Origin of the sequence: Arthrobacter globiformis NBRC 12137 (genome assembly GCF_000238915.1) — a bacterium.
Taxonomy (GTDB): domain Bacteria; phylum Actinomycetota; class Actinomycetes; order Actinomycetales; family Micrococcaceae; genus Arthrobacter; species Arthrobacter globiformis.
Map to the genome: position 1 here is coordinate 1 of NZ_BAEG01000029.1, position 10,401 is coordinate 10,401.

The 10,401-nt window shown below is 59.1% G+C and carries 12 protein-coding genes; 3 read left to right on the forward strand and 9 right to left on the reverse strand.

Annotated elements, in window-relative coordinates; translation table 11 throughout:
* Positions 1-218: 218 nt before the first annotated feature.
* The 5 genes from ARGLB_RS04940 to ARGLB_RS04955 all read right to left on the reverse strand — a co-directional run bounded on the left by ARGLB_RS04940 (position 219) and on the right by ARGLB_RS04955 (position 3,857).
* Positions 219-899, reverse strand: coding sequence for a hypothetical protein (locus ARGLB_RS04940; protein ID WP_139023258.1), 681 nt, complete (start codon positions 897-899; stop codon positions 219-221).
* Positions 900-1,179: 280 nt separating this feature from the next.
* Positions 1,180-1,731 (reverse strand): hypothetical protein, encoded by a 552-nt coding sequence (locus ARGLB_RS04945; RefSeq protein ID WP_003799583.1) that lies wholly within the window; start codon positions 1,729-1,731, stop codon positions 1,180-1,182.
* 96 nt (positions 1,732-1,827) lie between these two features.
* Positions 1,828-2,268 carry a hypothetical protein gene (locus ARGLB_RS04950; protein WP_003799585.1) on the reverse strand — a complete coding sequence of 147 codons (441 nt, stop codon included), beginning with the start codon at positions 2,266-2,268 and terminating at the stop codon, positions 1,828-1,830.
* An 81-nt stretch (positions 2,269-2,349) separates the two neighbouring features.
* A complete protein-coding gene (locus ARGLB_RS23135) occupies positions 2,350-2,958 on the reverse strand; it encodes a hypothetical protein (protein ID WP_139023259.1) in 609 nt (202 codons plus the stop codon).
* A 335-nt stretch (positions 2,959-3,293) separates the two neighbouring features.
* Positions 3,294-3,857 carry a hypothetical protein gene (locus tag ARGLB_RS04955; protein ID WP_139023260.1) on the reverse strand — a complete coding sequence of 188 codons (564 nt, stop codon included), beginning with the start codon at positions 3,855-3,857 and terminating at the stop codon, positions 3,294-3,296.
* A gap of 246 nt (positions 3,858-4,103) precedes the next feature.
* On the opposite strand from ARGLB_RS04955, the gene ARGLB_RS23140 reads away from it, so the two are divergent.
* On the forward strand, positions 4,104-4,661 hold the full coding sequence (locus ARGLB_RS23140) for a hypothetical protein (RefSeq protein WP_003799589.1): 558 nt from the start codon (positions 4,104-4,106) through the stop codon (positions 4,659-4,661).
* 132 nt (positions 4,662-4,793) lie between these two features.
* On the opposite strand, the gene ARGLB_RS23510 is transcribed toward ARGLB_RS23140, so the two are convergent.
* Positions 4,794-4,967 (reverse strand): hypothetical protein, encoded by a 174-nt coding sequence (locus tag ARGLB_RS23510; RefSeq protein WP_003799591.1) that lies wholly within the window; start codon positions 4,965-4,967, stop codon positions 4,794-4,796.
* A 258-nt stretch (positions 4,968-5,225) separates the two neighbouring features.
* Positions 5,226-5,783 carry a hypothetical protein gene (locus ARGLB_RS04965; RefSeq protein ID WP_139023261.1) on the reverse strand — a complete coding sequence of 186 codons (558 nt, stop codon included), beginning with the start codon at positions 5,781-5,783 and terminating at the stop codon, positions 5,226-5,228.
* A gap of 309 nt (positions 5,784-6,092) precedes the next feature.
* On the opposite strand from ARGLB_RS04965, the gene ARGLB_RS04970 reads away from it, so the two are divergent.
* Both ARGLB_RS04970 and ARGLB_RS04975 read left to right on the forward strand, forming a co-directional pair.
* Entirely contained in the window at positions 6,093-6,476 is a 384-nt protein-coding gene (locus tag ARGLB_RS04970) for an insulinase family protein (RefSeq protein ID WP_139023262.1), read from the forward strand.
* On the forward strand, positions 6,458-7,579 hold the full coding sequence (locus tag ARGLB_RS04975; RefSeq protein ID WP_003799597.1) for an insulinase family protein: 1,122 nt from the start codon (positions 6,458-6,460) through the stop codon (positions 7,577-7,579). The genes ARGLB_RS04970 and ARGLB_RS04975 overlap by 19 nt, the downstream gene beginning before the upstream one ends.
* 82 nt (positions 7,580-7,661) lie before the next feature.
* Here the strand turns inward: ARGLB_RS04975 and ARGLB_RS04980 are convergent, their stop codons facing one another.
* Both ARGLB_RS04980 and ARGLB_RS23145 read right to left on the reverse strand, forming a co-directional pair.
* Positions 7,662-8,108, reverse strand: a complete 447-nt coding sequence (locus ARGLB_RS04980) for a hypothetical protein (RefSeq protein ID WP_003799598.1) — start codon at positions 8,106-8,108, stop codon at positions 7,662-7,664.
* A gap of 1,552 nt (positions 8,109-9,660) precedes the next feature.
* Positions 9,661-9,927, reverse strand: a complete 267-nt coding sequence (locus tag ARGLB_RS23145) for a hypothetical protein (RefSeq protein ID WP_003799607.1) — start codon at positions 9,925-9,927, stop codon at positions 9,661-9,663.
* Positions 9,928-10,401: the final 474 nt, after the last annotated feature.

Below are 10,401 nucleotides of genomic sequence, written 5' to 3' on the forward strand. Positions count from 1 at the left end.
CGCGGCTACGGCAGTACCGTCTCGAATGGCTGGTCGCGGCGTCCCCCTGCGCAGCGGGATAGCTGCAGCGCTGCCGACTCCGGGATCGGGTACGTCCCCACACCCGGGCTATAGAAGGAACCGCGAGCGGAATGATTCTGTTGGACTAGTCCAATCAGAAGGAATCACGCGTGCGCTAAGGCGAGCATGCGGTAGGGCGGCACGCTTGATACGAACTTCTACGGGCTGGAACGCTCCTTGTTGACTGCCGGCAGGAAAAGCTCCGAAGACTTCGTGGCAAGCCCCCAAGTGTGCATCGCCGGCACGTCTTCGTCGAAGAGAAAGTCTTTGCGAACCGGGATCCCCAAAAACTTGGTTCTTACCAGCCAGAGATCCTCGGTCCGTAGACGCCGGTAAAAGTCATCGACCCATGAGTTCAGGCCATGGACCCAAACTGGACACTCAAGAAGGACCGACAGGCCCTTGAACTCGACATTTACCGTGTCGTGCTCGGCCGTCGACATACGGACGAAGTTGTCTTGGTACGAGAGCCGGACTTCATAAGGAGGGTCTGTCCAGAACGTCAGTCTGCTTTCGGGTAGTGAGGCCAAGCTCTCCGCATGATTTTGAAGCATGGGGAACACACCGTCGCCGCGCCACAAACGCGAATGATCAGTCCTCTTCTCCCACCCTTTCCTCAAGCTTGCTAGAAATATATCGCTATCGACCTCTCCTTCTTCGCCGAGGCCAAGAAGGGCCCAATCCAGGGCGGCGAGATCGTCGTCAAAGGCAATAGCGTAGGTAAAAGCCGATTCCTGGACTTCGAGAGTTAGGCGCATCGGGAATCCCGGTCCCTCGGTCGAGTCGGTATCGCCTGGTACCAGCCGGGCTTCGGCTAGAACCGTTCCGTTCCACTTCACGAGACCTGTGTGCTTGTCGGTCCACCCCAAACGGACTGGGGAACCAGATTGACCGGTCGCAGCTACAAAATATGCAGAAATCCACCCTTGTGGGTCATCATGGCGATCTACCATCTGCTGTGCGTACCTCCGGTCTACCGTGCGATCATCTTGTTCCACTCAGTGTCCTCGCCACGGGGATACCCGAGCTTGCTAGAGTCTGTTCGGAACGCTGGCGGAACCACGAGCGGACTATCCTTCCTCGACGAGCATTATTCCGTTGACCGTTGAGCTGCCCCTATTAACTTGACGATCCGCGGCGGAACAGACGGCGTAGAAATCTGAGCGGTGGCGGTACGAGCGCCTGCTTTTTGTAGTGCTCCCGCAGACCGCGCAGAAGTTGCTCGTATTCGTCACGGTCAAAAGTGAAGGACTGCTCTGTCAATGTCTCGGGCTCGACGTCTTCGGGGTCGCCCTGCCAGCCGATCTTCTGCCAGGTAACTGTCTGCGGAGACAGGGCCAATTCGACGCTGACCGCCCCGCACCACAAGTCACCGCAGACAACACAGATCAATAGGGAAACGCGGCCATCTTCATAGTCCCCGGGCAGAACCCCTAGCAGGCGGTCCAGATAGTCCACCACTGCCTTCGGCCGCCAATCATCGCGCAAGGCCGTAGTTTCGTACAGCGGCTGCTCCCAGTCCTCCGGAACATCCAGCAGATCTCGCATCGGCCGATCGTCTACGAGGAAGTCAAGAAATGGTATTGGGCGCTCATCTTGCTGATCGCCTTTGGACTCAACCCAGCTTGAGGCGGAAGGCGCAGCCGTGAGTCGGTACAGTCCATTTTCCATGGATCCAGTATCCCGCCCTGCCGTTCACGCGGCTAAGAAGCTCCCCCTGATTCACCGCGCACCGAAAACTAACCTCAAGCGGGCCCGACCGCCGGCTTAGGGCACTTGCTTTCCGTCGCTACCAGAAAGTCGCCCTATCCGGGCAAGTGCAACGTATGGTGAGTGCCATTCGATTGGCGTGCCGTCCAGCCAATCCAGTAGCTCCTCCAAGGTGTCAAAGGACGGATCGGGTTCGTCATCGCCGGGACCGGCGTTATCCTCGTCGACCAGCCAGTAGTCCGCGGCGTATGAGAAGTCCGCCGGCTCGTACTCCCGTTCCAGCGCGGCTTCGCCATAGACCGTGACTAAAAGATCGTGACCGACGTAGGGCCCACTGAGTACTTTGCCCGTGAATTCACGGCGCCCGGCGATGACGGCTTCCCAATGTGGCCCGTACCCGTACTCAGGCTCAGGCTTGGATTCCAGCTCCTGAACTAGGGCTTTCCGAGCTTGCCACTGTTCATCTGGTTTCGAACGCGCGTTCCGCCATTTCCACATTCTCCAATAATGCAGGATCCCGCTACCGGCGGGCTCCCGCTGAGTAACCCTCTGTGGAACAGAGGGTTCCGGGTGAGTCGATCAATCCAATACCGCTGTCCCTCCTTGCTCGTAGGTGAGAGGCAGACGTGAACCATTTATGGCTTCTACGACATCGCTGATTCGGCGTTTGTCATTCTCCGATAATGGCCATTTGTCCTGGCGGACGGTGATGCGCAAACCGCCGGAGTACATATCTGGGCCCAGACCTACAAAGAGGCCCTTCATTTCTGGGACCTGGAGTAGCTTCGTACCGACGGGGACCAACCGGGAAAGAGAAGCTGCGACTGTACGAGTGATTACTTGCAGATCGGGATACTTTGAAGTTACTCCCGCGATGCTTTGCCGCACATCATCACTCGGCGACACAACATAGATTGCGGCTCCTTCATAATGCGAGCACAGGGCAACTCCCGTCGTCTGGTCGTTGTGCTCATCAGCGATGGCTTGAAGCGCGTTTCCCAAGGCGCTCACGCGAGGATTTGCCTCGCCAAACCATATTTGGCGGCCCGAGGCGTCTCGGATTATGCAATCGGTTCCGTTCGTTTCGCCAGCTCCCGACATGCTTGCCGGAGTTGACACTGCTTCCTTGGCATCCGCTGCGGGTGCTTGAGTATCCCCGGCCGGGCTACAGCCGGCAACTGCAGCCATGAGTCCGATTGTCCAGGCGATTGCTCTGACCTGGCGCCTGTTAACGTTGAATGACTCGGGGGAGCGGTAAGGGCGACTCATGGTCAGTTATTCCCCTCGTACGATGGCCCACACATGCCGGATGCCCGAGAATGTATGCGGAGCATATCGCCAGCTGACACCCCGAACAAGAGTTCGCGTTGACCCCCGGGAGCGCCCGTCCTACGGCACGAGTGGGGGCTCCAAGGTCCCTCGCGGCCAACCCCTAGCGGCACCGTTCCGCTAGGTTTAGCTGAGGTCTGCCGCGGGACCGAGTTTGAGACTCTGCGCCCGAGTCCTCGTCAGGCCTATGAAGCTTAGTAGGAGGCTACTCCGGCCGCAGTTTGGGCGTCGATGCTGGGTCCGTAGCGGTCGATAAGCTGCCGCTTTACGGCCTCAATGTCCTCTGCACCGACAACGTCGACCAGGACGCTGTCGCCGTTCGTGGTTATACCGGTGGCCGTTATGTTTATTCCCTTCGAGCGCAGAAAGGCTGTGTCAGCGTCCACGCGGCGCTGAATCGCCTTAGCCTCATCCAGACTGCGCAGGGCGTTCCTGATCCCGACGGTAAACCCGTCGGCCGCAGCCGAAATGGCTGCCACATCAGCTTTGAAACCTTGAACGTCGGCGTCAGGTGATGGGGGAATGATGGCGATCACGGCGTTAGGCACAGCCTCGTACCAGACATTATTGGGAAGGATGCCCCGGTTTTTGGCGCTGGCCTTTACGCCCTCGATTGCTGCGGAGACTCCGGGCGGCGCCGTTGGAGGCATGTTCGTGGCAGTTGTGATTGCCGCTTTGGTGCTCTCTGCTGCCGGCGGGACTGTGTCGGCCGCCGCGCAGCCGGCCAGCACAGCTGCGAGGGCCGCTACTGCGGCCATCACCTTTACAGTGCCCATTTCATCCTGCCTATCCCCGAAGAGACGTAAATCCGGTATCCACCAATTCATGCCGTTTGCCGCGATCCGTGTAAACGAAGAGTACCTGCGGCCGGGGCCCCCGAACAGCTGTTCCTCGGCACCGAAATGAGGTTTTGCTGTGCTTCGGGGGAACGGTGAGCGGACGGTTTGTTCCCGGGAGGCACTGGGAGCGTAGACAGCAGTTACTTCGCCGGATAGTTTCAGGTCATGGGCATGCTTCTGTGGCCACTGGTGACGTCGGCAGTTCAGCGCGTGCTGACGGTTATGACGGTGAGTGCTGTGCTTGTGGTGGCCGCTGCAGGCTGTACTTCGGAGCCGGCCGCGCCGTCCACATCGGAAAGTGCGTCACTGCCGGGAAATATCCCGGCCGAGCTCTGGAACCAAGGCACTCCGGACCCCCTTCGGCCAGTGGGCCTGGCTGGGATCACGCCAACGGAGCCGCGGGTCGCCACGTCCTATGACGAGGGCACGGACACTATCGGGGACTGGCGGCTAGTGGACATTAACGGCGACCGCACAAAGCTGGTGATCCAGTACGAGCAAGGAACACCGTGCGCGACTGCCAAGGGAATCCTCAAAGCCGAAACGTCCACAGCTGTCGCCCTTGTTCCCCTCTATAAGAACGGGCCGGCAACGCCTTGTAACGCATCCGGGTACACCCCAGTGAGCACCGTGATCCTGGATGAGCCGCTGGGCGATCGCGAGCTGCTGCACCTTGCCGATCACGGAACAATGCGGATCCCGACGCCAGCGCCCTCCAGGTGAACCCATATGCCAGCAAAGGGGCCCGGCTTTACCTTTATTTCCGTCGGGGTCCGTGAACTCTGGCGGGCAGGTCGCCGGCTACGCCCGGGAGCTAAGCGCCAACGGGCAGCGCCGGAAGGCAAAGCCCCAGCTTTAAAGTGTCGGCGCTTTTCTCATATAAATGAGGAAGCCGACTGCTAGCAGAGCGGCCACCAGGTTCAGACTGCCAATTAAGAATTCGGAACGGATGAACTGGATGACGGCACCAATGCTAAACCCGACGGCAGCAGCAATAAGAAGAACTTGGGGCAACTTCCTCTTGTCCATTTTTCTCCTCAATGGCACCGGCATCGTCGCCAGTCATGTTCACAAGAATCCTCCCCCATAAGTGGTGCCTGTGGATAGAGTTTCGTACTCCATAGCGGCGCTTGCAGGCTTACAACGGCCCGCAAGGGCGTCCCATATCGACCGCTGAAACCGTCCCGCAAGCCGGTGGTCCACCAGCGCATCGTCCCTTCGGGTGCCCATCAGCACGCTTCGTCGTCGCTCAAGCTGCAGGTGGGGTCGCCATAGTCTGGCTGAGAATCAGACCGACTGGCGATAGGGCAGGTAGGGCAGGTTCTTGGTCCGGCGTGTGCGGACTGCGTCTCGGTGGGGGCCGCTGACTATGCTGCCGTCGGTGTCGAGGAGTTCACTGGCGCGTCGGATGATACGGATGGTCCCGCCTCGGACGATCAGGTGCTCTAGCACTCTCTGTGCCTCTTCAACGCCGTCATCTTCGTAGTCCCCTCCAAAGGTCCACCATCCGAAGTCGGGTCCATTGATGACGACAACGTAGCCGCTGGTGATGAGGACGTCGAACGGCAGCGCGCCGCGATGATGGGGCGTGACAGTGGCGGTCCTGTCGAACTCAGCGCGCTCCGTTGAAACGGTGATGTCGCCGTCGTCCCCCGCTAGGGCAATGAGCCGTGCAACGAGAACATCTCCTGAACTCGGAGCGAGCATCTGCCGCGCGTGATACTTCTCAAGCAGCGCCTTTGCTTTCTCGAGGTCGGAGTTCCAATCAAGTTCCCACCGCTCGTGGCGGTGCCGCGAGTACGGGCCAGGCTCGATATCAACGACGAGCCATTGCTCACCAATCATGGACAGCTGGCCAACTCTAAACGTGGGAAGCCGGTGGCTATCGGGAGCGATCAGTTTTTCCTCGACCGCACTGCCGAAAAGTTGCCGCGCTCGAGTGACCAAGCGGTCAAACGCTGCATGATGAGAGTCAGGTATCGGAGGCATACGAGTATTCTTACCGCCCTCGACGTGAGTGTATCCAGGTCTCAGGATGCACTTCGTTATGCGGCCCGTTCCCGGAGGCGACGTGTGCACAGGTCAACCAGACATCGGGTCTCTCGTTTTGCCCATTGATCCGGTCTCGTGGTCGTGTCTGGGAGACCGTGACTCATGAGGCAGATGGTGAGGAAGAGTTCGCACAAAGGCATTCCCTCGTATTCGGTGGACCGAGGCGGCATCTTCACCGGGTCACTCCTGTTTGGAGTTGGGTTCCGCAATGAACCGGTGACGCTGGCTGGCATTACTCATCTGGTCGAGCACGCCGTTCTCCGTATGGTGCAACCGGTGACTTTGTGGCACGGCGGAGCGGTACAGATGGATTCGGTTGAGTTCTACGCCTGTGGCGACGCCGATGCCGTTGCCGGCTATCTCAATGCCATCGCCGCCGCGGTTTCCGGTTTTACGGCTGTGAGCGAGGAAGATCTCGCGCTGGAAAAATCGATCATGGAAGCGGAAAACCCCAAGGATTCAGTACAGTGTCCAGCGGCCTGCTGACCGGCCGGTTCGGAACGAACGGGCAGGGTGCCGGGCACTTTGGTTCCCCGACGATCACAGGCATCAGCCGGGCCGAAGCGATCGAATGGGCCCAGCGATGGTTCACGGCGGAGAACGCGGCCGTCGCCTTCACTGGACCGGTACCCGGCTCCCTGGACATTCGTCTTCCGCAGGGCACCCCTGTCAGCCGACACCAGCCCGGACCCGTCATCACAACTCCAACCCTGATCAGGTCGCAGAAGAGCGGAGTGGCACTGTCCTTCATGGTCCCGTCGAGGAATTCAACATTCCTTGGAGAGGCACTGAGATATGAGCTGCTCGCACTGCTGCGGCACGTCAGCGGCCTCATCTACTCGGTCGTGATTCTCACAACGCAGCTCGATGATGACTGCTGCCAGCTCGACCTCATCCTTGACCCGGTCCCGGCCAACACCGCCGCCACTTTGCGGGCCAGCGTCGCTGCTGTCCGTGACGTGGCCGCCGGGGGCTTCACCGACGACGCGGTTCAGGCCGCCCACCACGCACTCCAAGCATTGTTCACGTGGGACGATACCGTCGCTTCCGATTACCTCACCCAGATGGCAGTCAACGGCCTTCTCGGACGAGCTACTCCGACCCGGCAGGCACTGCTCGACGCGGCCGCCTCGATGACCGGGCATGAATTAACGGCCACACTGACGGCATCCCTGGAATCACTCATCGTTGCGGTCGACGAGAACACCGAGGTCCGCAAAGCCGACGCGGCTGCACTGAAACTTACCTTGGACCCTTATGAGATCTGGCAGCGCCACAACGGCACAGACGGCCTAAAGCCGAACGAGTCCCCCGACGGGCATCAGAAATGGCGAAGCAAGACGTCTAAGGCCGCCTTAACGCTCACAGAAACCCACCTGCTGAAGCTCGAACCAGGCCAAACGAAGTCGATCAAGCTGGCCGACGTCATCCTCGTAGGTGACCGCAGCTGCGGCTGTATCTGTCTGATGGATCGGCGCGGAAGAAGCACCGAGGTCCACACCGATGACTGGAAAGACAGCAAGAAACTCAGACTTAAATTGCTGAACGCCTTTCCTCCCGACATTGTCCGCCAGTTCCCGGAAGAGTGAAGGAAGCAGGAAAATCCACTTGGGGTGCTGTCACTGCAGCCCAGACGGGAACACCCAACGGGGCATTCGGCGGAACAGCAGCTCAGTCGTCGTCCGGATCGAAGAGATGGAAGCTGCGCTCCAACTCCCGATACAGTCGCGGACCCCGCAGCTTTGAAAGCTCCCGAATCTTCGCATTGCAGTATTGTTCAACCGCGTTTGCGTCGAACTCATCTTGAACCAGGGCAATGTTCTTTCCATCCCTGAGGAAGCGGGGATCTCCCTCCCGGAAGGACGGTGAACAGACGCGCAACTCCAACAAGGTTCCAAGATCGATGCCGGCAGTGATCGGCAGCTGAGGAAACATTTTGGACACGACCTTCAGCAAGTGGCTCTCATGAGTCAGCCCTAAGGTAAAAACAGTCGCCCATGCGGTGCCGGCGCGGCCGAAAACCGCTCCCTCGTATAGCCGGTCATCTTCTGGTTCAACGACCCAGTCAGGCCAAGGAGCATAGCGATGCTCCTCGACTAGAAAACGAACTTTCAACACAGTTGCATTCCTTCAAGTCTTCTTAGGGAACCTAGGAAGAGCCTGCTCCCAGTAGCTCTATCCATCGAAGGAACCCTCATCGGTGCATGTGTCAGAGATGGCGGCCGTACCGAAGAAGCACAACGATTCGGGGACGACTTTGAACTTTTCAAGGGTGGTCGCGCAAGCAGGACAACAATGGGTACATGAAGCTCCCTGGCAGGTTTCCAATGAGAAAGAATTCGTGGCAGTCACACTTCGTGGTCCTGTTTAGTGCTGCTTTAGTAGCTACAGCAGGTGCCTGCTCCTCATCCTCGGACGGAGAACCGCCTTGCTTCCCTCCTGCCTATTCGGTGGACCCCGCAAGCGCTAAAGCAGGCGACAAGGTGACAGTCGCAGCGCCGGCGGCGGAATGTAACCCGCGATACGGCGGCAGTGCTCAGGTCCAAGTGAGCGTCACCGATAAAAGCGGCGCCAAAGTCGTCGACGCAATTGCCCCAATGACTGATTCCGGGGAATTCACGTATGTCTTCACCGTTCCTGCGAAAATAGCGGTTGGAGTAGCGACGGTGACTGCAATGCCGTACAACATCGACTGGTGCGACGACACCGGTAGAAACAACCGCGCAGAAGGAACAGCGCAGTATGAGCTCGTCTCCTGCGCAATGCCACAGGAGTCACTCACAATAACGCGCTAGCGAGTTCACCCCACACGTATCACGTAGACATGCGCGCAGAGCGCCCATAGAGTCGATATTGCTCCAGTACGGCGGCAGGGACTGTGTATGGAATGGGTCCTCATGAATAGCGCGCAAGTAGTTCTAATGCTTATCTTCATCGTTGGCGTCCTGATGATGGTTCCCTGCGCCGTATTCGAGTCCCGCCACCCACGTCAGGAAGGCGAGCCGCTGGGTTCACGCCGGATCGCGCTTATTAGCCTGGCATTCACGGGCATCATGCTAGACGTAGGTCTAAGCGCTGCAATGTTTTCAATGTTGCCGTCTGGGGAGTAAAAACCTGTGGTCCGCTGCCCAGCTGCTAGGACTCGCGCCATTTAGGAACCTCTAGGGGGAACTTTGTACCGGACTGAAAGCTGGCCGCCTTGTTCAAGGCTCGCAGGCGCATAGAGTGGCGGGCACTTTCCACTTGACTACAGCGTTAGGCTCAGGCATGGGCACGAGAAACAAGAGGCGGATGAGCAAAGTCGGGGCTCTGTTGATGGGAGGGCTTGCGTCACTGCTGCTGGTCAACGCTGCTTGGAGGTTGTTTGAAGGTGACACTCAAAACGCGGTCTTCTCTTGGGTTGTCATCGCACTTTGCCTTGTGAGCTATGGGTACGCCTTCTGGGCCTATCGCCGAGCTGTGAAGAATCCACCAGCACACCATTAGCGCGCACGATAGCAATGTCAGGTGCAGTACAACCAACCCTTCACGGCACAGGTGGTTAGGTCTAGTCCAAGGCTTCCCCTCGGGAACGGTCAACGGCGCAATCAGCTCGGCTAGGGTGCGATCGTGCGGCAGTCGGCGAGCAGTAGTAGCGCGATGCCTGCTGCGCCCACGGGGCATGCAGCAATCATGCTGAATTGTTATCCCCGGAGTTTCTGGTGTTATTCGGCTGCTGAGGACTTCCGAACTTCTTTTTGCTTAGTAGTTCTTGTCGGTATTCTTCAACCTTTGTGGCGCGATCTCCGCCCCAGCCAGCACCGAAGAAGGCTCCAAGGCCCGCTGCCATCATCAACAGAGCGCCGCCGGCGGCTTCGGGGCCCGCCACCCAACCGACAATCCCAGAAATGGCCAGCACAGCCAGGATGACGAGCAGTACTTTCCCGGCTTTTCTCATTTCTCTTCCCCGATCGACGCCCTAAAGCTCTCTCATTGTGCTCCTGCCTGAATCGCTTGGGAATCCAGGCGGTCTCCACGGAGGGGTTGCATCCTTGGAAGCCTGAGCCACCGTTCCGTAAAGCGTCACACAGAGGGTTGATCCCCGGTCCTTCGTGACCTCCAGGGAACCCTTCACGGGGCAGTTCGACGTTGTCTAGTCCCTGCGGATAGTTGCCGGTCGGCACCGCTGCGCGCCGTCCTTCGGCACGAGGACTGGCACACGGGGGACTGCTGCTCCGTAGACCGGTGGTCACATTAGCTTTACGGGAGTTCGACTGAGCCAACGGACCGGGACCAGCGGTCCCAATAGTAGGCGGCGGCCCGCAGGAACTCCTGGCTGTACGGCGATGGCGGCTCATCACCCTCAGGACGTATGGTTTTCCACACCTCGCCCAATAGAGGCGTGCGCGGTGTATCGAAGTCCGGCCACTTC

Excerpts from the sequence above, each read along its gene's own strand:
- ARGLB_RS04945 (WP_003799583.1), bottom strand. The coding sequence starts at position 1,731 with ATGGAAAATGGACTGTACCGACTCACGGCTGCGCCTTCCGCCTCAAGC.
- ARGLB_RS04950 (WP_003799585.1), bottom strand. The coding sequence starts at position 2,268 with ATGTGGAAATGGCGGAACGCGCGTTCGAAACCAGATGAACAGTGGCAA.
- ARGLB_RS23135 (WP_139023259.1), bottom strand. The coding sequence starts at position 2,958 with ATGGCTGCAGTTGCCGGCTGTAGCCCGGCCGGGGATACTCAAGCACCC.
- ARGLB_RS04955 (WP_139023260.1), bottom strand. The coding sequence starts at position 3,857 with ATGGCCGCAGTAGCGGCCCTCGCAGCTGTGCTGGCCGGCTGCGCGGCG.
- ARGLB_RS23140 (WP_003799589.1), top strand. The coding sequence starts at position 4,104 with ATGGGCATGCTTCTGTGGCCACTGGTGACGTCGGCAGTTCAGCGCGTG.
- ARGLB_RS23510 (WP_003799591.1), bottom strand. The coding sequence starts at position 4,967 with ATGGACAAGAGGAAGTTGCCCCAAGTTCTTCTTATTGCTGCTGCCGTC.
- ARGLB_RS04965 (WP_139023261.1), bottom strand. The coding sequence starts at position 5,783 with ATGATTGGTGAGCAATGGCTCGTCGTTGATATCGAGCCTGGCCCGTAC.
- ARGLB_RS04970 (WP_139023262.1), top strand. The coding sequence starts at position 6,093 with ATGAGGCAGATGGTGAGGAAGAGTTCGCACAAAGGCATTCCCTCGTAT.
- ARGLB_RS23145 (WP_003799607.1), bottom strand. The coding sequence starts at position 9,927 with ATGAGAAAAGCCGGGAAAGTACTGCTCGTCATCCTGGCTGTGCTGGCC.